The 320-nt window shown below is 60.0% G+C and carries 1 protein-coding gene; it reads left to right on the top strand.

Annotated elements, in window-relative coordinates; all coding sequences use genetic code 11:
* Window positions 1–320 (top strand): DTW domain-containing protein (locus EE949_RS05160; protein ID WP_122663299.1); only part of this gene is annotated, 320 nt, incomplete at both ends.

Below are 320 nucleotides of genomic sequence, written 5' to 3'. Positions count from 1 at the left end.
CCGTACATCGTGTTCCCGGGTGAGTTCGTCGCCAGGGAGCGGGTAGTAACCCAGGTGTCACGCGAAGACGGCAAGCGGCCGTTGTTCATTCTGCTGGACGCCACCTGGACCGAAGCACGCAAGATGTTTCGCAAAAGCCCGTATCTTGAGAAGTTTCCGGTGCTGAGCCTGGAGCCCGAGCAGATATCCCGCTACCGACTGCGGCGGTCCAGGCGCGATGACCATTTTTGTACGGCGGAAGTGGCTGCGCTGTGCCTGGAATTGGCCGACGATGTCAGCGCCAGTGGCGTGCTTGATGCTTATCTGGATGTGTTCAGCGC

Source organism: Pseudomonas viridiflava (assembly GCF_900602065.1).
Classification (GTDB): Bacteria; Pseudomonadota; Gammaproteobacteria; order Pseudomonadales; family Pseudomonadaceae; genus Aquipseudomonas.
This window is presented reverse-complemented; position numbering and strand designations above follow the sequence as displayed.